The 22,736-nt window shown below is 35.0% G+C and carries 19 protein-coding genes; 14 read left to right on the forward strand and 5 right to left on the reverse strand.

Going from position 1 to position 22,736, the window contains the following annotated elements:
- Positions 1-504 precede the first annotated feature (504 nt).
- Entirely contained in the window at positions 505-2,277 is a 1,773-nt protein-coding gene (locus R2Q59_RS09170; protein WP_316785285.1) for a glycoside hydrolase family 9 protein, read from the reverse strand.
- 192 nt (positions 2,278-2,469) lie between these two features.
- Between R2Q59_RS09170 and R2Q59_RS09175 the strand changes: the two genes are divergently transcribed.
- The 3 genes from R2Q59_RS09175 to R2Q59_RS09185 all read left to right on the forward strand — a co-directional run bounded on the left by R2Q59_RS09175 (position 2,470) and on the right by R2Q59_RS09185 (position 5,361).
- Positions 2,470-3,858, forward strand: a complete 1,389-nt coding sequence (locus tag R2Q59_RS09175) for an exonuclease domain-containing protein (protein WP_316785286.1) — start codon at positions 2,470-2,472, stop codon at positions 3,856-3,858.
- A 212-nt stretch (positions 3,859-4,070) separates the two neighbouring features.
- Positions 4,071-4,967, forward strand: coding sequence for a helix-turn-helix transcriptional regulator (locus R2Q59_RS09180; protein WP_316785287.1), 897 nt, complete (start codon positions 4,071-4,073; stop codon positions 4,965-4,967).
- Entirely contained in the window at positions 4,945-5,361 is a 417-nt protein-coding gene (locus tag R2Q59_RS09185; RefSeq protein ID WP_316785288.1) for a DUF983 domain-containing protein, read from the forward strand. Before R2Q59_RS09180 ends, R2Q59_RS09185 begins: the two co-directional genes overlap by 23 nt.
- A gap of 78 nt (positions 5,362-5,439) precedes the next feature.
- Here the strand turns inward: R2Q59_RS09185 and R2Q59_RS09190 are convergent, their stop codons facing one another.
- Positions 5,440-5,592: a hypothetical protein gene (locus R2Q59_RS09190; RefSeq protein WP_316785289.1), complete on the reverse strand. Its 153-nt coding sequence runs from the start codon at positions 5,590-5,592 to the stop codon at positions 5,440-5,442.
- A gap of 176 nt (positions 5,593-5,768) precedes the next feature.
- The gene (locus R2Q59_RS09195; RefSeq protein WP_316785290.1) at positions 5,769-6,368 is read right to left on the reverse strand and encodes an LURP-one-related/scramblase family protein; all 600 of its coding nucleotides are present in this window, start codon (positions 6,366-6,368) and stop codon (positions 5,769-5,771) included.
- A 156-nt stretch (positions 6,369-6,524) separates the two neighbouring features.
- Between R2Q59_RS09195 and R2Q59_RS09200 the strand changes: the two genes are divergently transcribed.
- From R2Q59_RS09200 to R2Q59_RS09210, 3 genes are all read left to right on the forward strand, one after another.
- Positions 6,525-7,370, forward strand: a complete 846-nt coding sequence (locus R2Q59_RS09200) for a S1 RNA-binding domain-containing protein (protein ID WP_316785291.1) — start codon at positions 6,525-6,527, stop codon at positions 7,368-7,370.
- Positions 7,371-7,608: 238 nt separating this feature from the next.
- The gene (locus R2Q59_RS09205; RefSeq protein ID WP_131554275.1) at positions 7,609-7,806 is read left to right on the forward strand and encodes a cold-shock protein; all 198 of its coding nucleotides are present in this window, start codon (positions 7,609-7,611) and stop codon (positions 7,804-7,806) included.
- Between the two features lie 232 nt (positions 7,807-8,038).
- Positions 8,039-9,304, forward strand: coding sequence for a HAMP domain-containing sensor histidine kinase (locus tag R2Q59_RS09210; protein ID WP_316785292.1), 1,266 nt, complete (start codon positions 8,039-8,041; stop codon positions 9,302-9,304).
- Here R2Q59_RS09210 and R2Q59_RS09215 read toward each other — a convergent pair.
- Positions 9,301-10,746 (reverse strand): ATP-dependent RecD-like DNA helicase, encoded by a 1,446-nt coding sequence (locus R2Q59_RS09215; RefSeq protein ID WP_316785293.1) that lies wholly within the window; start codon positions 10,744-10,746, stop codon positions 9,301-9,303. The genes R2Q59_RS09210 and R2Q59_RS09215 overlap by 4 nt on opposite strands.
- A gap of 52 nt (positions 10,747-10,798) precedes the next feature.
- Between R2Q59_RS09215 and R2Q59_RS09220 the strand changes: the two genes are divergently transcribed.
- The 3 genes from R2Q59_RS09220 to coaD all read left to right on the forward strand — a co-directional run bounded on the left by R2Q59_RS09220 (position 10,799) and on the right by coaD (position 12,939).
- Positions 10,799-11,620 (forward strand): DUF3822 family protein, encoded by an 822-nt coding sequence (locus R2Q59_RS09220; RefSeq protein ID WP_316785294.1) that lies wholly within the window; start codon positions 10,799-10,801, stop codon positions 11,618-11,620.
- A complete protein-coding gene (locus tag R2Q59_RS09225; RefSeq protein ID WP_316768094.1) occupies positions 11,611-12,171 on the forward strand; it encodes an RsmD family RNA methyltransferase in 561 nt (186 codons plus the stop codon). Before R2Q59_RS09220 ends, R2Q59_RS09225 begins: the two co-directional genes overlap by 10 nt.
- A gap of 306 nt (positions 12,172-12,477) precedes the next feature.
- The gene (gene coaD / locus R2Q59_RS09230; RefSeq protein WP_316768097.1) at positions 12,478-12,939 is read left to right on the forward strand and encodes a pantetheine-phosphate adenylyltransferase; all 462 of its coding nucleotides are present in this window, start codon (positions 12,478-12,480) and stop codon (positions 12,937-12,939) included.
- A 120-nt stretch (positions 12,940-13,059) separates the two neighbouring features.
- Here the strand turns inward: coaD and R2Q59_RS09235 are convergent, their stop codons facing one another.
- Positions 13,060-13,668 (reverse strand): NUDIX hydrolase, encoded by a 609-nt coding sequence (locus R2Q59_RS09235; protein WP_316768099.1) that lies wholly within the window; start codon positions 13,666-13,668, stop codon positions 13,060-13,062.
- Positions 13,669-13,938: 270 nt separating this feature from the next.
- Here R2Q59_RS09235 and pyrE point away from each other — a divergent pair, with 270 nt between their 5' ends.
- The 5 genes from pyrE (at position 13,939) to clpB (ending at position 22,665) form a co-directional block, all read left to right on the forward strand.
- Positions 13,939-14,604 (forward strand): orotate phosphoribosyltransferase, encoded by a 666-nt coding sequence (pyrE, locus tag R2Q59_RS09240; protein ID WP_316768101.1) that lies wholly within the window; start codon positions 13,939-13,941, stop codon positions 14,602-14,604.
- 33 nt (positions 14,605-14,637) lie between these two features.
- Positions 14,638-15,036, forward strand: a complete 399-nt coding sequence (locus R2Q59_RS09245; protein ID WP_316768103.1) for an SRPBCC family protein — start codon at positions 14,638-14,640, stop codon at positions 15,034-15,036.
- A gap of 127 nt (positions 15,037-15,163) precedes the next feature.
- A complete protein-coding gene (locus R2Q59_RS09250; RefSeq protein WP_316785295.1) occupies positions 15,164-17,842 on the forward strand; it encodes an alpha-L-rhamnosidase in 2,679 nt (892 codons plus the stop codon).
- Between the two features lie 86 nt (positions 17,843-17,928).
- The gene (locus R2Q59_RS09255) at positions 17,929-19,644 is read left to right on the forward strand and encodes an alpha-L-rhamnosidase C-terminal domain-containing protein (RefSeq protein WP_316785296.1); all 1,716 of its coding nucleotides are present in this window, start codon (positions 17,929-17,931) and stop codon (positions 19,642-19,644) included.
- 420 nt (positions 19,645-20,064) lie between these two features.
- Positions 20,065-22,665, forward strand: coding sequence for an ATP-dependent chaperone ClpB (gene clpB / locus R2Q59_RS09260; protein ID WP_316785471.1), 2,601 nt, complete (start codon positions 20,065-20,067; stop codon positions 22,663-22,665).
- Positions 22,666-22,736 lie beyond the last annotated feature (71 nt).

Here is a 22,736-nt window from a genome sequence, read left to right on the forward strand (position 1 = left end):
TTTTCTCAATATTTTTCTCCCAGATGACGGGAATCTCGCAGATGAAATAGAAAATCAATTTAAAATCTGCGTCATCTGCTAAATCAGCGGGAAGACTATTAGGATAAAAATCTCCTTAAAAAAGAAACGGGGATAAAACCTGTGGTCCTATCCCCGTCATCTAAATTAACGCTCTCGAATATATAAACAACCGAAATTGCAAATTGTTGTGTTGTGTTTTAATTTTTCTTACTCTTTTTAGCTATAATAGTTTTTTATTCCTGAAAACAACGTTAAGCAGTCCAACTTCTTTTTAAATGGTAGCGAAGTCTACTAATTGCAAGAAGGAGATTGCCACAGCCAATAAAAAATTGGCTTCGCAATGACGAACAGCGGAGGATGGGTGGTGCCCTTAAAAAAAGAGACGGAGATAAAACCTAAGTCTTATCCCCGCCATCTAAATTAACGCTCTCGTATATATAGACGATGAATTTTTTGTTTTATTACATCGACCTTAAAATATTTTTATTTTTTTTCAGCCATTGCACTTATTGCCTGTAAAAAGTAAGCTGCGTGAGGTATCCATTGTTCTGTCCAGCGCCATTCGTTTCCATTTGCACTGGCTTTAAAATCAATCCCACTTCCATCGGCATTGCCATCCTTTCCAGTAATCCCATTAGAAATCCCTCCTCTTTCTGAGCCGTGACCAAATAACGAAGCCATATAAGGCACATTATTCTTCCCAAATTGGTACATGAAACACATTTCGTAAGGATTGCTTCCTAAAATCCAAGAAAGTTGTTGCGAGGCATATTTAGCTAATTCTGGTTTAATTCCTAATCCTCCATTGGCTGGATAAACCAATCTCCCTCCAACAATAGCGGCCGTTGCCAAAGAACCTAACCTGGCATTTTCACCTTGCCACCACCAGCCACTTTCATTTTCGTGAGGAATAAAAAATCCCTCTTTATATTCTCCTTTTAATAAAAAACTTTGTCTGGCATAGCCGAAGGGATTTTCTGTATTTGCGGTTATGGCCAAGTTATAATCCAAGGCCTTTTTAATCACCACCAAACTATGATTTCTTAAACTCAAATCTTTCTCCTTTTGTAAATAACGGGCTAAAGCGATGATAGGTAAACCTGCATCTGCAGCATGATAAAAAGGCCTGTTGTTATCATCAGCGATGAAATAACCTTTAATTGTCATTCGTTTCTCTAGGTTAGTTGCACGTTTTCTTGCTTCATCCCTGTAAATGGCTTCATCAGTTGCCATCCACAATTCTGTGGCAGCTAAAAGTGCACAGTAATCATCTATGATGTTCTCTTTACCATCATCAGCATACTTTAAATTATTAATCAATAAGTGTGCAAATGCTTTTTTTGCAGTGCTTAAATATTGAGCAGAAGTAAAATCACCATCTTTTTTCCAACGAGAAATTCTTGCTAAAGCTGCAATAGCCATTCCTCCACCCTCTCTAAATGCACTTTGATACTTATTGGTCACTTTGCTATCCGCGTTTAATCCAACCACTCTTCTGGCATTTGGGTCTTTATTAAAAAAACTAAAAACCGTCATGTAAAAATATTCTTCCTTTGCTAAAGACCTTACCAAATAATCTGCACCCCACAAAGCTTCGCTCGTTAGCGAATCTTTAACTTGCATTCTGGTTAACAAAGTTGGAATTGATTCGCTAGCTCCAACCATAGACCATGTAATCAAAGGGATTTGCTGTGGCATCATGAAATTGGTGTATGCCAAGTGAGAAAAATACTTACTGATATCTCCAGAGGCATCGCACCAGCCGCCAGTTAAATCAACTGTGTTTGTGCTTCCTTGCAAAATAATATGTTTATCAGCTGCTAATTCTTGGGCTGTATTTGCCCGCTGTTTGTTATAATAATGAATGATAGATGGAATTGTTAAAGTTGCCAAAGCATCCTCTGCTATTTGAAAAGGGAATGAAATAATTTGTTTTCCCTTTACGTTGATATTAATGGTGTATTTGCCCTTTAGGTGGTAATTTGAAAAATCAACTTGGTAATAATATTTATTGGCATCCCAGCTTTTTACTTGTTCTGGCTTACCCAATTTACCTTCAAAAACAGGTTTTTTAGTAACAACATCTATTAATTTGAAAGCGATAGGGTTTGCTATTTTTTCATCTATACCAAAAACAGCAACTTTAGAGCCCTTACTATCAAAACCAACCTGGTTAACGTAAATAGTTTGTGCATGAACAGTTATTGAATGGAAGAAAAGCAATAAACAGAAAGCAGAGCGATAAAATAGTTTCATATCATTGATTAATAAGGGGATAATTAAGGAAAATTAAGGTTATTAATTGATAATATAAAACCCCGTAGCGTTGTCAGTCTGAGCTTAATTAAAATTGTTCGAAAATGCTTCGACTACGCTCAGCATAACAATTTTTATTTAAATTTTATTACTAATTTTTTTAGCATATATTTGTTTAACCATTCATTAATTATGTTGTACGCAGTTGTAGATATTGAGACCACAGGAGGCTATGCTTCAGCACATGGCATTACAGAAATTGCCATACATATTCATAATGGACTAGAAGTAGTTGATGTTTTTGAAACCTTAATTAATCCTCACCAAGATATTCCAATCCATATTCAGGCATTAACTGGGATTGATAATGAGATGGTTGCCAATGCACCAGATTTTAGGGATGTTGCCGAAACTATCTATAACTTATTATGCGATAAAACATTTGTTGCACACAATGTAAACTTCGATTATTCTTTTGTTCGTCACCATTTAGAAGCTTGTGGTTATGGCTTAAATGCTAAAAAGATTTGCACCGTAAGAATGAGCAGAAAAATATTTCCAGGTTTTCCTTCTTACAGTTTAGGCAAGCTTTGCACTTCTTTATCAGTTCCATTAAATAATCGTCACCGTGCTGGTGGAGATGCTGCCGCAACTGCCATTCTTTTAGGGATGTTAATTGAAAATGATGCTACTGGTTTATTCGGAGAAACTTTGAAAAAGATTTCAAAAGAACAAACCTTACCTCCTAACCTGCAGCGTTCAGAAATTGATAAATTGCCAAATACACCAGGCGTTTATTATTTTAAAAACGAAAAAGGCAAGGTAGTGTATGTAGGCAAGGCCAAGCAACTCAAAAAGAGAGTTTGCACACATTTTAGTGGACATAGCATTAGTCAGCAACGACAAAACTTTTTAAGGAGCATCCATAGCATAGATTTTCAAACTTGTGGCACAGAGTTGATGGCTTTTATTTTGGAAGCTGCAGAAATTAAAAAGCTTTGGCCAGAAAATAACAGGGCGATGAAACGTTTCGAGCAGAAATATTCGCTTTATCACTTCGAAGACCAAAATGGATACATCCGCCTCGGCATAGATAAATACAGGAAAAATGGTGCTATACTTTATAGCTTTAATAATCTATTAGAAGGCCATCAATTATTAAGGACAATTGCAACCGACCATCAGCTTTGCGAAAAACTATGTTTTATCCAAACACCTAAATTAGCATGTACGGCCCACGCAGAAGGCACTTGCCAAGGAGCTTGCATCGGAGAAGAAAGTACTGCGCTTTATAATTTTAGGGTAAAACGAGCTATAAAAGGATTACAAGATTTATTACCATCTTTTGCATTGATAGATGAAGGCAGGTCTGAAGATGAGAAGAGTTGTTTATGGGTAGAAAAAGGTAAATTTTATGGAATGGGCTATATATCAGACCACTGTGATGTAAACGACTTAGAAACCTTAAAATCTGCCATTACGCCTTACCCATCAAACGATTATATCATGAATATGATTCTATCCTACGGCAATCAGTTTCCGCAGAAGATGATACCTATTGTTTTTGAAACAGCTAATTAACTGTAGTTTTCGGCTCACTAAGCAAACAATCAAGTAAATTTTGTCATTCCGACTTTGGAGGAATCTACTAAAGATCCTTTCCCGAAGAAGTCGGGACAAGCTGCTGCGCTCTGGATGACAAACACTTAGCAGTATGGCACAACAAGTAAAAAGTACCATTTAAACTAAAGATTATACCTTTAGCAAGAGCTTATAATTTGGTACTTTTGTATATGAAATCTGATATTCCTGTTTATGATATTCAAAACTTCAAAGCTTATAAAAATGATGGTATTTTGGTAAGCAGGTTTGGGTATTATTCAAAGCAACATCAGCACCTACATTCTGCTCACCGACATACTTTTTACCATTTGGTATTTTTTACTGAAGGAAGTGGAAATCAGCAAATAGATTTCAAGAAATTTGATGTAAAACCTGGCTTAATTTACTTTATGATACCCGGTCAGGTACATAGCTGGGATTTTGAAACTGAACCTGATGGTTATATCATCAATTTTTCTACTGATTATTTAAGTTCGTTTTTATTAAAACCAGATTACCTAGATAACTTCTCCTTTTTTAGTGGTCAGCCAGATCATCAAGTGATTGAACTTCCTACTGATGTTCAGGAAAAAGCAGTTTCAATCTTAGAAGATATTTTAAAAGAAGGTCAAAATGAACATCCCATTAATGATGATTTAGTAAAAACGTTATTGCTAAGGTTATTTATTGAGGTTTCAAGAACGGCAGAAGTAACTCAACGACAAAGCAAAAACTCTTATAACCATACTTTGTTAAAGAGCTTTCAGCATTTAATAGAAACAAATTATGCACAGCTGAAATTACCTAAGCAATATGCAGAACTGTTATATATTACCCCTAATCATTTAAATGCATTATGTAATGATTTTTTGGGCGTTTCTGCTGGAACTTTGATAAGAGATAGGATTATTCTGGAGGCTAAAAGATTGTTAATTAATCTAGATTTAATGGTAAGTGAAATAGCAGATAAACTTAATTTTTCTGATCAATCTTATTTCATCAAATTCTTTAAAAAATACGAGGGAGTAACACCAGAAAAATTCAGGAAACTAAATACGACACAAAATGGAAACCAACACAAAAAATAAAGAGTTATACATTTCTCAGTGGAGTGGAATTGTAAATGCAAAATGTCCTCGTTGTAGGGTTGGCCAAGTTTTCAGTGGACCAACTTATGGATTTAAGATTCAAAAGATGAATGAAAACTGTCCGCATTGTAACCTAAAGTTTGAGCGTGAGCCAGGTTATTTCTACGTTGCGATGTTTGTGAGTTATGCCATGAATGTGGCAGAAATGATAACCGTAAGTGTTGCTGCTTATATTTTAGGCTTAAAATTAGACTATGATAATCTTTGGTATTTTGTTATACTGCTTTTGGGAACAACACTAGTTTTCTCTCCTTTTAACTATCGATATTCGAGAATAGTTTTATTGTATTGGTTATCGCCAGGCTTACACTACGAACCAGAAAGAAGTAAGTAGAAAAATAAAGCCACAGATTCGCAGATAATTAAGTTCTAAAAAATTAATTGCCCAAAATCTGCTAATCGGCGGCAATGATTAATCCTCATGCTGTTCTTCCTCAATCTGTTTTTCTGCTTTGTCTTTGCGCTTTTCAACATACTTTTCTACTACAGGTGTTGCGTGAGCACTTTTAGGTTCTTCTTTAAGCTGAACTAAATCTTCTCGAGGCTTTTGCTTTTCTTTAGACATAAGATTGGAGTTAACTATTTTATAACAGTTAAAAACCCTGCAAAGTTTGCGCAATAAAAAAGCCTATGGCATGCTCGTCATTGCGAGGAGGAACGACGAAGCAATCTCCTTTCAACCGTTGCAAAAAGGAGATTGCTTCACCCTGTGAAAAACAGAGGTTCGCAATGACGGATTTCCTATTTACCTTCTTTCAAAACCATATCAATGGTAATTGCAGTGGCCACAATTGCTACTTTGTTATTGCTTTCTGCATAGTTAGGATCTATTGAAACATTATATTTATCAGCCGTAGTAAAGATTTCTTTCATTGCTCCTGCCCATTTTTTACTGATTTTTCCCATTTCAGCACCTGCTGGATTTACAATTGAGAAATTCCAAGCTTTCCAGTCGCCGGTAATTTTTGCAATATTCACTCCATTTGCATCATTAATTAAAAACTCTGGTTTAAAGAACTTGAATTTTTGATTGATTAAGCCCACAACAATGCCATTTGCGTCAGTAACCGTAATTTTCGACATCCAGAAAGTCCAACCTCTACTCATTGTGGCTTGCAATTGGTCGTTTGCATCAGTAATTTCAAGTTGGAATGGCATCATTTTTTTGTTAATCAACAAGGTTAAAACCTTATGCCATCCGCTCATGCGTTGTTTAATTATACCAATTTGAACGCCTAGTTCGTTATAAACCTTATACTCATTTGTAAACTTCAAAAAGCTTACCTTCTCGTCTATAAAATATTCATCTCCGAGGAAAAACGTAGGGATTGATTGACTCATTAATTTTTTTCTGTTTAGTTTATTGCGACTAAAATACCTATTTTTTCATTTCTCCAATGTTATTTTTAAACTAAAAATTCCCAATTAAAGAATGCTTAACTTTGCACTTTAAAAATAACAGTCATTGAAGAAAATGGCTTAACTAACAAATAAATAATGATAGAAACAGGAAAATTCAACGACTTAAGAATAGTTGCCAAAAACAGTGATGGTTTAAGTTTATCTGATGGAGATAGAGAAATATTACTCCCATATTCAGATGTACCAAAAAATGCGGAACTAGGTGATACTTTGAAAGTTTTTGTATTTGTAAATAAAGATGGAAACACCATTGCAACAACACAAACAGCTTTGGCAGAAATAGAAAGTTTTGCCTTATTAACTGTGGTTGACGCAAGTGAAGATGGCGCTTACTTAGATTTAGGAATTGGAAAAGACATTTATGTCCCTGTTCGTGAACAAAAAAGACCAATGCACAAAGGCGAAAGTTATGTGGTTTATGTCTATTTAGACGAAAATAATCAACGAATGCTGGCTTCATCGAGATTGGATAAATTTATTGACGAAGAGTATTTTGATTTTGATGAAGGTGATGAGGTGAGTTTATTAATTTGTGATAAAACAGATTTAGGTTTTAACGCGATTATTAATAACAGAAATATTGGATTACTTTATCACAATGAGCTTTTTGCTAATTTACAACCTGGAGATAAACGTAAAGGCTGGATTAAAAAAATCCGAATAGAAGGTAAAATTGATTTGAGTTTACAACCTTTGGGTTATAGCCATATTTTAGATACTAAGGATGTAATTTTAAAAGAGTTAAAAGAAAATGGTGGTAAAATTGCTTTAGGCGATAAAAGTACGCCTGATGAAATTTATGACCGTTTTCAAATCAGCAAAAGTGCCTTTAAAAAGGCAACTGGTGGACTATATAAGGAAAGAATCATCTCTGTTAGCGATTATGAAATTAAAATTGTGATTGATCAATTAGCAGATTAGTTAATTAGAATTTAATTTTTAAGAAAAAAAATTAAATTATTGCAAACCTTTTTAACGTTTCAAACGTATCATATATTGAGTAGAATCTACTTAAGGGAGTTTTTTTGTAAGGTGTGGCTTGAGAAAGTCACACCTTTTTTGTTTTATTTAAGTTACCAAATTGTAATTGTATGAAAATAATTTAAGCTTTTATATTGAAATTGTTATCTTCACTTTTTAATTTAATAATAAAGAAGTTATGACAGGTACAGTAAAATGGTTTAATGATTCTAAAGGCTTTGGTTTTATAACCCCAGAAGAAGGTGGTAAAGATATATTCTGCCATCATTCAGCTCTTAGCGGACAAAGATCTTTGCAAGAAGGACAAGTAGTAGAGTATGATGTGAAAGAAGGAAAAAAAGGTCCAGAAGCAGAAAACGTAAAAGTAGTTGGATAAGTAGTAAAAATTTTTATTTATTTATTTGATGCAAGAAATGCCCTGGAAATTTTCAGGGCATTTTTGATTTTATCTATTTTTTATTATTTGTCATTAAATAAAAGGCCTAACAACTTATGGCTCTAAGAACATTTGAGTTTATTTCATGTAAGTGTCCTTGTTTCGTATTTTTAGCATCCCAATCATCCTAAAATTGTTAACACTCTTCAGCTACAAAACCCCTCCAAAGTTTATGGAGGATTTTAAAGATTTTTATAGCACTTCTAATCTTAAGCAAATTAAGATTTTAAGTATGATACTTTTGGTTATTACTGCATCATCAAGAATACTTACGGCTATTTTTTACGATGAAGTGGTCAAAATCCCAAGTTACACAGAACATTCAATAGGAAATGTTATTCAGCTTACTGGTGCGGTAGTATTTTACACCTTAAGTAGGATTGCGCTTCAAAATGGAAATTGGAGTCAGCAACAAAAGAAAACACTAACCTTGGCCTTTATTTTATTTGTGTTACTCATCACCTTTGGTGTTAGCTACGTTATTTCAATGCATAACACAAAAAATACACTACTGATGTTTTTAATTGGTATTGTTACTGTAAGCTTATTTTTTGCAATTGAATATCGAGAGATTATGGCAATATCTATATTTGTTGTAGTGCTTTTTATACTAAGTATGGTGATGCCTAAAATTGCATTTCAAGAAAAAATCACAAATGTAATTGCCGCTTTTATTCTAGGTTTCATTTTACTCTGCTTTTCCAGATATGGTTATTACTTTAAATCTCAACACTTTGTAAGACTTAAACAGCTGGAAGAAAAAAATTTAGAAATTGAGCTTCTTAATAATCAAAAAGGAGAGATTTTAGGTTTTGTAGCACACGATTTGAGAAATCCATTAAATAACATTGAAGCGTTAAGTGAGCTGATGTTATTGGAAAATCAAAACAATCTAGAAGCTAAAATGATTGCCAATTCCGCTAAGCAAGCAAAAGAAATCATTAACGATTTGCTGGAAGCTGTTAAATCTGAACAAGGGCTTTTAGAGACAAAAAGACATGAATTAGTATCATTTCTTACTCCAATTATTACTAGATGGAAAACAAATAGCAAAAGAGAAATCCTTTTTATAGCTGAGCCCAAAAAAATAGCTACAGCAATCAATTCCTCAAAATTAGAACGTGTAATAGATAATTTAATCAGCAATGCTATAAAATTTTCTCCAACCGATAAGCCTATTGAAATTACCTTGAATTTACATCATACCAATGTTTGTATCGTTGTTAAAGACAATGGAATTGGAATTCCAGACTACTTACAAAAGCACATATTTAAACAGTTTTCTAAAGCAGGGAGAAAAGGTTTACAAGGAGAAAAATCTGTTGGTTTAGGCTTGCATATTTCTAAACGAATTATTGAACGCCATAAGGGTAGGTTATTAATGCAAAGTAAAGAGAATGAGGGAACAGCTTTTACAATATTATTGCCAATGAGTTAATCTTCTTGAGCTGTAGCAAATAGGTTTTGTGAAAAATTAACCAAAAACAACTCTCTTTTCGCACGTGTAACCCCAGTATAAAGCCAACGTAAAAAATCAAGGTCAACCATTTCATCGGTTAAATAACCTTGGTCAACAAAAACAGCATCCCATTGCCCACCTTGTGCTTTATGACAAGTTACTGCATAAGCAAATTTTATTTGGAGGGCATTATAATAGGGGTCAATTTTAATGGCCTCCATTTTTTCCTTTTTGCTGGGTAAATGTTCATAGTCTAACATTAATCCTTCAAACATTTGTTTACTTTTTTCGTAAGGCAGATTTGGTGTTTCTGCTTGCAAAGTATCTAAAATCACCTTGCAAGAAACGGTTCCCACTTCCGGGAAATCTAAAAAATCTAAACTTACTTCTGCGAAACGAAGTCCGTAACGTTCTTCTTCTTTCCTCACCCGAACCACCTTTGCCATATCGCCATTGGCAATAAAAGCTGTTTCTTGGTTTTCTGGCAACCAGAAATAATTATTGCGAACCACCATAATTTGGTCGCCACCACTTAGCTCTTCATCCCTGTATAAAAGCCTCGCCCTAATCTGATTATTGTAAACATTAGCCGATTTGTTAGAGCGACAAACCATCAAGGAATTTTCAATCCCAAATTTACTGTAAGCATATTCTAAACCCTCCACCAGCTTAATTCCAGTCATACTGAAAATATCTTTATAACTTTTGGTCATAAACTTCGGCAAGGCTTTGTTTTCCTCATTATAGGTATTGATGAGCTTCCTCAACATTGTTGCATTCGCTAAAATACCCGATTTTTTCTCTTGTCTTACTACTTCTTTTAGCTCTACTGCACCTGTTTTTAACCCGAAATTATTAGCTAAATATTTCTCGTTTAATGCTGGGCTATCAATACTACCAACTGGCGGAAGCTGGGCGGTATCACCTACAAACAACAACGAACAGTTTTTATCTTTGCCAGTTGGCCCTGGTTGATAAACAAATTCTATCAAATCTTTTAGAAATGAAGAACCACTTTGCGGATTCCATTCATCGGCAATCATAGAAGCCTCATCAACAATAAAAAGTGTGTTTTCTGCTAAGTTTGGTGCCAATTGAAAAGCCATTTCTGTAGCAACAGCACTTTTTTTACGATAAATCTTTTTGTGAACAGTTAGAGCCCTTTTACCTGTGTAATTGCTAATTACCTTTGCCGCCCTACCCGTTGGAGCCAATAACACCACTTTTAAGTTGAAATAAGGCAATGCCTTAACCAATGCAGCTACAGAAGTTGTTTTTCCTGTACCCGCATAACCTCTTAAAACAAAACATTTTTTAGTACTCCTATGATTTAAAAAAGCAGTGGCTCTAGTACAAAAAACCAATTGTTCTTCTGTAGGTTCAAAAGGATAAGATTGGGCAATTAAATTGGCTTTGTCCATTTAGCAAAGATGCAATGGTAATGTTATAGAAAAAAGTTATTTTTGCCAACATATGGATAACAACAGCATCTTGTTAATAGACCCAACTTTCGACCCAGCTTCGGCTTCGACTTGCAACCTTTTGGTTAAAGTTGGTTTAGATAGTTTCTCTTATGCAATCATTAACAAAGAAACCAAACAAGTTAATGCTGTTTTTGATGAGCAAGAGTGTGATAATGGCGCTCAGAAATTTGCAGAGCGATTAAAAACCGATTCTTACCTGAAATTACCTTATCAGGAAGTAAAATTTGCAATTCATACGGCAAATACAATCGCCATTCCGAATGATTTATATAATGAGGCAAATTTAGAAAGCCATTCTCAATTTTTTACAGAATCGCATTCAGGTAATTTATATTGTCAGGCTCAAAATCATTTTGGCTTTACAACTATTTTCACTTTGCTAAGGGCGATAGATAAAACTTTAGAAGAGTTTACTTACGCAAAGAAATATGAACAAAATGCAGGTTTAATTCAGTTAGCAGAAAAACTTGATGGTTACAACCTACTTTTGGATTTTACAGTCGCTTCTTTTAATGTTTTATTCATTAAAAATCAACAAGTTGTATTTCAACAATGTTATGAAATAGAAAATACTGAAGAGTTTAATTATTATATTTTACTGATAATAAACCAATTAAACATCAATTTACAAGAAACAGCATTAAATCTAACTGGTATCATTAACAAAGGTGATGAAAAGTACCATTGTCTATTAAAATATTTCAGCAAAGCTGATTTTATTTCAGTCGACACTGATTTAAATCAAGAAGTTTTAGATGATATGCCAGCTCATTATTATAGCAGTTTATTAGCCCTTAACCAATGCGTATAATAGGCGGAATACTAAAAGGAAGACAGTTTAATGCGCCAGCTCACTTACCTGTTCGTCCGACTACAGATATGGCTAAGGAGGCCTTATTTAACATCCTCTATAATACTTACGACTTTGAAGAGTGCGATGTTTTAGACCTTTTTAGCGGAACTGGAAGTATTTGTATTGAGTTTGCATCGAGAGGAATAAAACATGTAAGAGCGGTTGATTTGCACAGAGGCTGTGTGGCTTGGATTAAATCTGTTTCAGAAAAATTCGACTTGTCCCAAATTGAACCTCAGCAGGCAGATACATTTAAGTTCTTGGCACAAGACAACCATCAATACAATATTATTTTTGCCGACCCACCTTATGATTTGCCAAATATCCCAATGATTCCTCAATTGGTCATGAAACATAATTTATTGGCAGAAAATGGCACTTTAATAGTAGAACACCCTCCTTTTTTAAAATTAAACAACTTGCCTGGCTTTACAGAAGTAAGGAAATATGGCAATAGTTCGTTTAGCTTTTTTAGCCCCACTCAACCCTCCCCAGAAGGGAGTGCTTAGCAAAGTTCAATAATTTTCGTCATTGCGAGAGCCTGCTCCGATTTATCGGAGGTCGTTTTTCATCGCCCGAAGCGATCTCATTTTTATGAGACAAAGTATTTACTAGGAGGAGATTGCTCCGTTCCTTGCAATGACGAAAAACACTGAAGTCTTTCTTCACTTTCTCGACCTCAGACTTTTCTGACTTTCGGACATCTAATTTTTCTCTATATTTACTTTATGAAACCATAATAATTTTACAATCACCATTATAATTGAACAAAATTATCATAGCTTCATCACCAATGAAAAACAGATAACAAAAAGATGAAAATCGCTTTATTCCCAGGTTCATTTGACCCAATTACCATAGCTCACGTAGATATCTTAAAAAGAGCATTGCCTTTGTTTGATAAAATTGTAGTTGGTATTGGCCTGAATAGTTCAAAGCAAAACTTCTTATCTGCAGAGAAAAGAGAGGAAATGGTAAAAACCATTTTTTCTGGAAATGAAAATGTTGAAGTTCAGCTTTACGAAGGCTTAACAGTAGATTTTTGTAGAAAAATTAATGCGAAATACATGGTTAGAGGTATTCGTTCTGCCTCAGATTTTGAATATGAAAGAGCAATTGCTCAAATCAATCAAACAATGATGCCCGAGGTGGAAACCATTCTATTGTTAAGCAAACCAGAATATTCAGCTATTAGCTCAACCATTGTTCGTGATATTTTAAGAAACAAAGGAGATGTTAGTCCATTTGTACCGAAAGAGGTTATTGAGTTTTTGTAATTCTTTTAGCTACTTTGAAAATCCTTCTTCTGGATTGTCAAAGTTTGAAACAGTAATACAAGCTTATATAAACTTTTTCAATCTGGAGAAGATTGACAAAGTAGAGATTGACAATGTAATCTACACCAAACTCTCAGCTGCTAAAACGTCTAAAATTAAAGGATAAGTATTATTCATTTTAGCTTTAATCCCGTCTGGACCAACCCAAGAAGCTGTTGTAATTCCTTCCTCTGTTTGAGGAATCAATTTTGGTTTTCCTTTCACAAACATTTTATACCAACTGGTTCGTTTTAAAATCACTTTGCCATTTAACTCATAAATGTGGTAGGTTTTGCATAAACGTTCTTGACGCTTTTCAATTTTAACACCACACTCTTCCTCTACTTCCCTTACTGCCGCAACTTTAACCTTTTCATTTTTTTCTACCTTCCCTTTTGGTAAATCCCATTTTTTGTTTCTGAAAATAAATAAAAATTCGCCTTTGGCATTTTCTACCAAGCCCCCAGCCGCTTTAATAATGGTTAGTTTCTTTTTAATAGTTTCGAATAGTTCTTTCGGATTTTTACTAATTAACACAAAATCTTTACTACTTCTCTTTTTTAAGTTTTTATAAAAAGACAGGAAGTCAAAACCATCAGTATCTAATGGTTCGATCTTAGATACATGTTTTGGCATCGCATCAGTAACTAGCAAGGTGTTGTTGTTGATATAAATTCGGTAGTTCTTCATATAAGATGGGTCTCATGAACAGCATCATAGCCTAAATACAATAACAAACGTTTTTGTTTAAATTTTATATCAACTGTAAGTTTTAAAAGTATTAAAAAAATATGAATTGAAAAGCGCATGAGATAAAGAAAGCCATTTAAATAAATTAAATACACTGTTTTCTAAGCAATTATCTCTATCTCAACAAGTTGAATTTGATGGTTTTAAATAAATGTGCTTTGTGTGGGAAACTTAGCATTTAGATTAAGATAAATTGATTATTTTTGGAACATGTATAATAAAAGTGATATTGAATTAAAGGTAGCTGAATTTTTATTACAAATTAAAGCCGTTAAACTACAACCAAATAACCCATTTACTTGGGCTTCAGGCTGGAAATCGCCAATTTATTGTGATAACAGAATTACGCTATCTCATCCCCCAGTAAGAACATACATCCGTCAGAAATTAGCACAGCTGATACAAGAAGAATATGGTGCTGTTGATGTAATTGCAGGTGTTGCTACAGCAGGTATTCCACAAGGTGTTTTAGTTGCACAAGAATTAGGCTTACCTTTTATTTATGTGAGGGCTAAAGCTAAGGAACATGGTACTGGAAGTTTAATTGAAGGAGAAATAGTTGAGGGACAACGTGTAGTGGTAATCGAAGACTTAATCTCTACAGGAAAAAGCAGTTTACAAGCGGTAGATGCCTTACGTGCTGCCGGTTTATCTGTTGCGGGATTAGTGGCTATATTTACTTATGGCTTTGATAAAGCTGATGAAAACTTTGCCAATGCAAAATGCAGATACTCAACCTTATCAAATTATACATCTTTAATCAGTTATGCTGCTGAGCACAGTTTTATTGCACAGGGTGAAATTGATTTATTGAACAAATGGAGACAAAATCCTTCAGAGTGGGGACGTGAAGAAGTCTTGAGTCCGAAGTCTTAAGTCTAGAGTCGTTAGCTATTATAAAATAAAATTATGACCATTATAGAAAGTACTACAGAAATAAATTTACCTATAGACAAGGTTTATAATTTTTTGGAAGATTTAAATAATCATCAACAATTAATGCCAGAGAATATTTACAACTGGTCTTCTACTACAGATGAAGCAAGTTTTACTATTCAGAACATGGCAAAATTGGCCATCAAAATATCTAGTCGTGTGCCTAACAGCGAAATTATTGCTATTCCGACAGAAAAACCACCATTTGATGTAGAATTGAAATGGACAGTTACGCCAAATGATAATGGCGGAACAACTGCAAAACACATCCTTTCGGCAGATTTGAACATGATGATGAAAATGTTAGCATCAGGGCCACTTCAAAAACTGGCCGACTATCAAACTCAAAAATTAAAGGAAGTTTTAGGGTAATAATCCTATTCATAAATTTAAAACACCATAAAGACCTGATGGTGTTTTTTTATGCTTAATGTTTTAGGGTTAAGTTACATTGTTCTTTAGCTCATTTTTAATACCTTAGTTAATCAAACTTTTAAAAATGATTTCATCCAAATTACTAAGACGAATTACCTTTTTGTTTTGTTCCCTTTCCTACTGCAGCTCTTTTGCTCAATCTCCAATCAATTTAAAAACAGAATACCTATTTAATCCAATTGGCCTAGACAACCCTAATCCTCGTTTTACATGGCAAATGGACGATAAAAGAATGGGCGCTAAACAAAATGCTTATCGATTGATGGTGAGCACAGACTCTGTAGCTTTAACACAAGGAAATGCTAACTTATGGAACACTGGATGGTTGCAGACAAGCACCTCATTAAAAGTTTATGGCGGACAATTACTAAAACCTTTTACTAAATATTATTGGAGAGTTGATATTGCAGATAAAAACAATATAAAATCTGCTAAAGTTAAAATTGCAAGTTTTGAAATGGGAATGATGGATGGAAAAAACTGGCAAGGTTCGTGGATTTCAGACAATCAAAATCCAGCAATAAAACCAGCTCCATATTTTCGCAAAACGTTTGAAGCCACAAAAAAAATAAAATCAGCTCGTGCTTATATCACTGCTGGCGGCTTATATGAACTTTCTTTAAACGGAGAAAAAGTTGGTAACCATAGAATGGACCCAATGTATACCCGTTACGACAGGAGGAATTTATATGTTACTTATGATGTGACCCATCAATTAAAAGCTGGTAAAAATGCAATTGGTGTTCTTTTGGGAAACGGCTGGTACAACCATCAATCTACTGCGGTTTGGGATTTCGAAAAAGCACCTTGGCGTAATAGACCAACATTTTGTTTGGATCTAAAAATTACTTACACTGATGGAACTTCAGAAACTATTAAATCTGGAAAGGATTGGAAGACAGCTTTAAGTCCGATAATTTTCAATAGCATTTACACTGCCGAGCATTACGATGCTAGATTAGAACAAAATGGTTGGAACAAAGTTGATTTTGATGACAGTAAATGGAAACGAGTAATTTATCGCTCTGCACCCTCTGCTCAAATAGTGGCTCAGGCATTACATCCAATCAGAAATATTGAAGAAATTACTGCTAAAAGCATCAAGAAATTTAATGATACTACTTACCTATTTGATTTAGGGAGGAATATCTCTGGCGTGAGTAAAATCAAATTAAACGGTCCAGAAGGAACAATTGTTAGGCTAAAACATACAGAACGTTTATATGCTAATGGCAGAGCAGATATGTCTAACATTGATGTTCATTATCGCCCTACTGATGATAAAGACCCTTTCCAGACTGACATTCTAATTTTAAGTGGCAAAGGCGAGCAAAGTTTTATGCCTCACTTTAATTACAAAGGTTTTCAATACGTGGAGGTAAGCTTAAGTGTGCCAATTGAACTCAAAAAGGAAGATTTGGTGGGTTATTTTATGCATAGTGATGTTCCTGTAGCTGGAAGTGTGAAAGCATCAGACCCATTGATTGATAAAATTTATTATGCCACCAATAATTCCTATTTATCGAACCTTTTTGGTTATCCAACTGATTGTCCACAACGAGAAAAAAATGGCTGGACGGGTGATGCTGCCATTGCCATAGAAACTGGATTATATGGCTTTGATGGCATAACCATTTATGAAAAATGGTTGGCCGACCATAGAGATGAGCAACAACCTAATGGGATTTTACCTTCCATTATCCCTACAGATGGTTGGGGTTATGAATGGGGAAATGGCCCAGATTGGACCAGTACAATTGCCATTATTCCTTGGAACATTTATCGGTTTTATGGCGATACCAAAATATTGGCAGACAATTACGAGAACATTCGCAAGTACGTAAACCACATTGATGAAACCTACCCTACCGGTTTAACAAGTTGGGGATTGGGCGATTGGGTGCCTGTTAAATCGGTTTCACCAGTTGAGCTAACTTCTACTTGTTATTATTATGCTGATGTTGTGATTTTGGCCAAAACAGCAAAAATATTGGGCAAGGCCAATGACTATAATAAGTACACAGCTTTAGCTTTAAAAATCAAAAATGCTTTTAATGCTAAATATTTAAATAAAACTACCGGCATTTATCATACTGGTTTGCAAACAGAATTAAGTGTTCCACTATTTTGGGGCATCGTGCCCGAAGAATCAAAAGCTTTGGTAGCAGAAAATTTAGCTAAAAGAGTTGAGGCCGATGGAATGCACTTAGATGTAGGTTTATTAGGCACTAAAGCCATTTTAAATGCCTTAAGCGAGAATGGCTATGCAGAAATTGCCTATAAAGTTGCTTCTCAAAAAACCTTTCCAAGTTGGGGTTGGTGGATTACCAATGGAGCAACAACACTTTACGAAAATTGGCCAATTGATGCCAAATCGGACATTTCTATGAACCACATCATGTTTGGAGAAATTGGAGCTTGGTTATATAAGGCCCCTGGTGGCATCAAGCCCGATGAAAACCAACCTGGGTTTAAAAATGTAATGTTGCAGCCATACTTTGTGGAAGGATTAGCTTCTTTTGAAGCCACTCATGATGGGCCTTATGGAAAAATTGTTTCTTCTTGGAAAAGAACTCCAAAAGGTATTGAGTACAAGGTTTTAATTCCAGCAAATTCTAGTGCAACAGTGAAATTAGAGCTTGTTAGGGATGTAAAAACTTCATTAAATGGAAAACAAATAGGTAGTGGAACTTTTAATTTACAAGCTGGAGAATACATCATTGAACTTAAATCAATTCATTAATGTGGCTAAAGCCAGAATTACTATCATTTAATCCGTTGGCTAAAGCCAACGGCAATGAATCCAATAATCTAATACCTTAAATAGCTATGCTAATAAAATACATTACCTTCTTAATATGTCTGTTTTTTTTAGCAAATACCTATGCTCAAAAAGTTAAAACAGGCAACGAAAGAGTAACAGAATATGTGAGTGCCACTAGAGTTTTGTGGAAGGCTGGTCTTGTTAAAAACGAAGCTCAATTATTAAAAAATGGAACCGGACAAGCAGATGTAAGCAATAAAAACATTTGCATTTTAGAAAATAAAAAAGAAAGTAAAGCAAGTATCTTATTAGATTTTGGTAAAGAATTGCAAGGCGGTGTTCAAATTGTAACAGGTATTTGGGGTGGAAATAAACCCATCAAAATTCGTTTATGTTTTGGGGAATCAGCTAGCGAAGCTATGTCTGATATTGGTGGAAAAGGTGGTGCAACTAACGACCACGCTATTAGAGATTTAGAAACTATTTTACCTTGGTTAGGCATTGCAGAGATAGGAAACACGGGTTTTAGATTTGTAAGAATTGATGTAGTTGAGGATGATGTTAAATTGATATTAAAAGAAGTTAGAGCAATTTCGAGGTATAGAGATTTAGTTTACAAAGGCTCTTTCAATTCTAGCGACACTTTATTGAACAAAATTTGGAAAACCGGTGCTTATACTGTTCAGCTAAATATGCAAGATTATTTATGGGATGGCATTAAACGCGACAGATTGGTCTGGGTTGGAGATTTAAACCCAGAAATTTCTACCATTAACGCCGTATTTGGTTATAATGAAGTTGTGCCTAAGTCCTTAGATTTTGCAAAAGCAACCACACCTCTGCCAGAATGGATGAACGGGATTAGTGCCTATTCCATGTGGTGGATTATTAATCAAAGAGACTGGTATTACAATAATGGGAATTTGAAATATTTAAAGGAACAACAAGCTTATTTAACACCGTTACTCCATCAGTTAATTCAAAAAATTGATAGCGATAACAAAGAGAAACTTGATGGACAAAGATTTTTAGATTGGCCATCGAGTGAGGATCCAAAAGCCATACACGCAGGTTTACAAGCAATGATGGTTTTAGCTTTACAAGCGGGTAGTGATTTATCAACTAAATTGGGAGACCTTTTAACTGCTAAAAAATGTGCAGATGCTGTAAATAGATTAAAAAAATACATTCCAGCACATAACAACTCCAAACAAGCAGCAGCTTTGCTTTCATTAGCTAAATTGATGGATGCAAAACAAGCTAATAAGGTTTTGAATGATGGTGGGTCGAAAAATTTCTCTACCTTTTTTGGTTATTACATGTTGCAAGCTAAAGCCAATGCTAGCGATTATCAAGGGGCAATAAACATTATTCGTGAATACTGGGGAGCAATGTTAAATCTTGGTGCCACCAGCTTTTGGGAAGACTTTAATATGGATTGGACCAAAAATGCAGGCAGAATTGATGAATTGGTTCCTGATGGAAAAATTGACATTCATGGTGCTTATGGTGCTTATTGTTATGTCGGTTTTAGACATAGCCTTTGTCATGGATGGGCTTCTGGACCAACACCTTGGCTAACCGAACATGTTTTAGGCATTTCTGTTATTGAACCAGGTTGTAAAGTTGTTCGCATTAAACCACATCTGGGCGATTTGAAATTTGCAGAAGGCACCTTTCCTACTCCACTAGGTTTAATTAAAGTTAAACACCAAAAATTGGCTGATGGAACAGTTAAATCGACTATTTCTGCACCAAAAGGAGTTAAGATTTTAAGGTAGTTAGTTTCCCTTTTATATTCAGTTGGCTGAAGCCAGCGCCAATTAATTTTATTCAAAATTCAAAATCTAATCCTTCATTGCCGTCGGTTTTAACCGACGGGTTTTTATACAGTTTGCCTAGGCTTTAGCCACAGCCCAAGAACAACTGCCGTTGTTATATAAACCTTATTGAAATGGAAAGCCTCATTTTTTCAATGAGCTTGCAATGGAAAGAAGGACTACACTTGCCAAGAATTACTACCACTGTTTTTCTTATCAGTAAAATCATTTTAATCTGATAAACATCAGCAGACACGACAATTTTTCAGTATAAATCACTTATTAACAGTCATTTAGTCATTAAAAATTAATTCTTACCGACAAAATTTCCGATTAGTGAAGCAAAATCTCAATGGCATTTGTTTTGAACAAAAGGAAAATATGAACTTCAACAACTTTACAATCAAAGCACAAGAAGCTATCCAAAAAGCTTCTGAAATAGCGCAGGGCAATCAGCAGCAAGCTATTGAAACTGCACACATATTAAAAGGTTTGCTAACTGTTGATGAAAACGTGGTTTCTTATGTGTTAAAGAAACTGAATGTGAACCTAAATACGGTTGAGCAAAACTTAACCACTGCTATAGAAAAACTACCAAAAGTGACGGGTGGCGATGTTTATTTGTCAGCTAACTCCAATTCGGCTTTGCAAAAAGCAACATCCTATTTAAAAGAATTTAAGGATGATTTTGTATCAGTTGAGCATTTATTATTAGGCTTATTGGCTGTTAATGATGCCACATCAAAATTATTGAAAGAGCAAGGCGTTAACGAAAAAGACTTAAAAAAAGCAATTATTGCTTTACGTGGCGATAATCGTGTGACCGACCAAAATGCAGAGGCAACTTATCAGGCTTTAAATAAATATGCCCGTAATTTAAATGAATATGCAGAAAGCGGAAAGTTAGACCCAGTTATTGGTCGTGATGAAGAAATTCGCCGTGTAATTCAGATTTTATCTCGTAGAACGAAAAACAATCCAATATTAATTGGTGAGCCTGGCGTGGGTAAAACTGCCATTGCCGAAGGAATTGCGTTTAGGATTATTAAGGGCGATGTTCCTGAAAACTTGAAAAGCAAAACGGTTTATTCATTAGATATGGGTTCGTTAATTGCTGGGGCAAAATACAAAGGCGAATTTGAAGAGCGTTTAAAAGCCGTTGTTAAAGAAGTAACGCAAAGCGATGGTGATATTGTTTTGTTTATAGATGAGATACACACCTTAGTTGGTGCTGGAGGTGGCGAAGGTGCAATGGATGCGGCAAACATCTTAAAACCTGCTTTAGCTAGGGGCGAATTAAGAGCTATTGGTGCGACAACTTTAGACGAATATCAAAAATATTTAGAAAAAGATAAAGCCTTGGAACGTCGTTTCCAAAAAGTAATGGTTGAGGAACCAGATACGCAAGATGCCATTTCTATTTTACGTGGTTTGAAAGAACGTTATGAAACTCACCACAAAGTGAGGATTAAAGATGAAGCGATTATTGCTGCAGTAGAAATGTCTCAACGTTATATTGCCGACCGCTTTTTACCAGACAAAGCCATTGACTTGATGGATGAAGCTGCATCGAAATTGCGTATGGAGATGGATTCTGTTCCAGAAAATGTAGATGCTTTAGACCGTGAAATCATGCGCTTGGAAATTGAACGCGAAGCCATTAAACGTGAAAAAGACGACAAAAAAGTAAAAGAGCTTTCACAGGATATTGCTAATTTATCAGCAGAGCGTGATGAATTAAAAGCAAAATGGCAAGGTGAAAAAGACTTGGTTGATGCAGTTAATAGCCAACTAGAGCAAATTGAAGCTTATAAATTAGAAGCAGAACAGGCTGAACGTGCAGGAGATTATGGCAGAGTTGCTGAAATCCGTTATGGAAAAATTAAAGAAGCACAAGACAAAGTTGAAAGACTAAAAGTTGATTTAGAAAGCGTACAGAGCGAAAGCAGAATGCTTAAAGAAGAAGTTACTGCTGATGATATTGCAGGTGTGGTTGGGCGTTGGACAGGTATTCTGGTTACGAAACTGGTTGCAAGTGAACGTGAGAAATTATTGAACTTGGAAGATGAATTGCACAAACGCGTAGCTGGACAGGATGAAGCAATTGAAGCAATTTCTGATGCGATTCGTAGGTCGAGAGCAGGTTTGCAAGATAAACGAAAACCAATTGGTTCGTTCATATTTTTGGGAACAACAGGTGTTGGTAAAACGGAGTTAGCAAAAGCATTGGCTGAATTTTTATTCAATGATGAAAACGCGATGACCAGAATTGACATGAGCGAATATCAAGAAAGACACGCTGTTTCTAGGTTAATTGGAGCGCCTCCTGGATATGTTGGTTATGATGAAGGTGGGCAATTGACTGAAGCTGTTCGCAGAAAACCCTACTCAGTTGTGTTGTTAGATGAGATTGAAAAAGCACACCCTGATGTATTTAATATTTTATTGCAAGTATTGGATGATGGTCGTTTAACTGACAATAAAGGTCGTGTGGTGAACTTTAAAAACACAATTATTATCATGACTTCGAACATTGGTTCACATTTAATTCAAGATAACTTTAAAAAGCTAGATGATGAAAACCGTGAAGAGGTAATAGCAAAAACTAAAAATGAGTTGTTTGAGTTATTGAAGCAAACCATTCGTCCGGAGTTTTTAAATAGAATTGATGAACTGATCATGTTCACTCCTCTTCAAAGAAGCGAGATCAGAAACATTGTTGATCTGCAGTTTAAACACGTTCAACAAACCTTGGCAGAAATGGGCATTACTATGGATGCAAGTGTTGAAGCGCTAGATTGGTTGGCAGAGCTTGGTTACGACCCACAATTTGGTGCAAGGCCATTGAAAAGAGTAATTCAGAAAAGGATTTTGAATGAGTTATCTAAATCAATTTTAGCTGGTAAAGTGGATAAAGACAGTAAGATAAAATTGGATATGTTCGACCATCAGTTTGTGTTTTTAAATGAGAATGAAAAATAAAAGAAGGCCCTTAAAATAGGGGCATTCTTTTATTTAAAAAACTATATAAATCTGCCTTGGCAATCACATAC

The organism is Pedobacter frigiditerrae, assembly GCF_032678705.1.
GTDB lineage: Bacteria > Bacteroidota > Bacteroidia > Sphingobacteriales > Sphingobacteriaceae > Pedobacter > Pedobacter frigiditerrae_A.